This is a genomic window from Mesorhizobium sp. M7A.F.Ca.CA.001.10.2.1 (genome assembly GCF_003998575.1).
Lineage (GTDB): Bacteria > Pseudomonadota > Alphaproteobacteria > Rhizobiales > Rhizobiaceae > Mesorhizobium.
On record NZ_RZQY01000998.1, the window covers coordinates 1 to 1,484 of the forward strand.

The following is a 1,484-nucleotide window of genomic DNA, read 5'->3' on the forward strand; positions in this document are numbered from 1 at the left end:
CGGTCGGCGACCATGATTTCGACACGCCTTCGCAGACGATCGAAGCCTGTGTGACCGCGGTTCGCGGCAGCAATCATCACTACACCCCGCTTCCCGGCCTGCCGCGCCTGCGCAAGGCGATGGCGGCGGCCTCGAGCGCCTGCACCGGCGTCGAGACGTCGCCGGATCAGGTGATCGCCACGCCGGGCGGCCAGGCCGCACTCTATGCGGCCGTGCAGGGCGTGCTCGACCAGGGCGACCACGCCATCGTCGTGGCGCCCTATTATGCCACCTATCCCAACACGTTCAGCGCCGCAGGCGCTGACTTCACCGTCGTCGAGACACCGGCCGAGGATGGCTTCCAGCCACGTGCCGACATGATCCGCGCGGCAATCCGGCCGAACACGCGCGCTATCCTGATCAACACGCCGAACAATCCGACAGGTGCGGTCTATTCGCGCGAGCGGCTGGAGCAACTGGCAGAAGTCTGCCGGGAGCACGACCTCTGGCTGCTGTCGGACGAAGTCTACTGGACGCTCGGCGGCGGCGAGCACGTCTCGCCGCGCTCGCTGCCAGGGATGGCCGAGCGCACGCTGGTCATCAATTCGATGTCCAAGAGCCACGGCATGACCGGCTGGCGCATGGGCTGGCTGACGGGACCGGAGGAGATGATCACGCTCATGATCAATCTCAATCTGGTGACGACCTACGGCCTGCCGGCCTTCATCTCGATCGCCTGTTCCGAGGCGCTGGAGAACCGTTACGGCGTCAAGGAGATCGCCGAACGTTACGCGGCACGCCGCACCGTCTTGCTCGACGCCGTGCGGGGCATGAACGACGTGACCGTGCGCGGTTCGGAGGGCGGCATGTATGTCATGCTCGACATCTCGGCCGTCGAACCGGACGATGAGAAATTCGCCTGGGCCCTGCTCGACAAGGAAAAGGTCGGCGTCATGCCCGGCTCCAGCTTCGGCGAGGCGGCCGCCGGCCACATTCGCATCAGTCTCTGCCAGCCCGAACCGGTGCTGCAGGAAGCTGCACTTCGTCTGCGCCGCTTTGCTTCCAGCTACCGTCGCGAGGCAGCATGACCGCCAAGGCAGTTCCCGCCAAAGCAAGGGCGGTCATCATCGGCGGCGGCGTTTCCGGCTGTTCGGTCGCCTATCACCTGGCCAAGCTTGGCTGGACCGATATCGTGCTTCTCGAACGCAAACAGCTGACGTCGGGCACGACATGGCATGCCGCCGGCCTGATCGGCCAGCTGCGCGGCTCGCAGAACATGACGCGGCTGGCGAAATATTCCGCCGACCTCTACGTCAAGCTGGAAGCCGAGACCGAGGTCGGCACCGGCATGCGCCAGGTCGGTTCGATCACCGTGGCGCTGACCGAGGAGCGCAAGCACGAGATCTACAGGCAAGCATCGCTGGCGCGTGCCTTCGATGTCGATGTCCGCGAGATTTCGCCCAGGGAAGTCAGCGAGATGTACCCGCATCTCAATGTTTCCGATG

At 65.2% G+C, this 1,484-nt stretch carries 2 protein-coding genes; both read left to right on the top strand.

The window, feature by feature from the left end; genetic code table 11:
* Window positions 1-1,067: pyridoxal phosphate-dependent aminotransferase (locus EN964_RS34390; RefSeq protein WP_164776372.1), on the top strand; the 1,067-nt coding region annotated here is incomplete at its 5' end.
* A partial coding sequence (locus EN964_RS34395) for an FAD-binding oxidoreductase (RefSeq protein ID WP_164776374.1) occupies window positions 1,064-1,484 on the top strand: 421 nt, incomplete at its 3' end. The genes EN964_RS34390 and EN964_RS34395, both read left to right, overlap by 4 nt.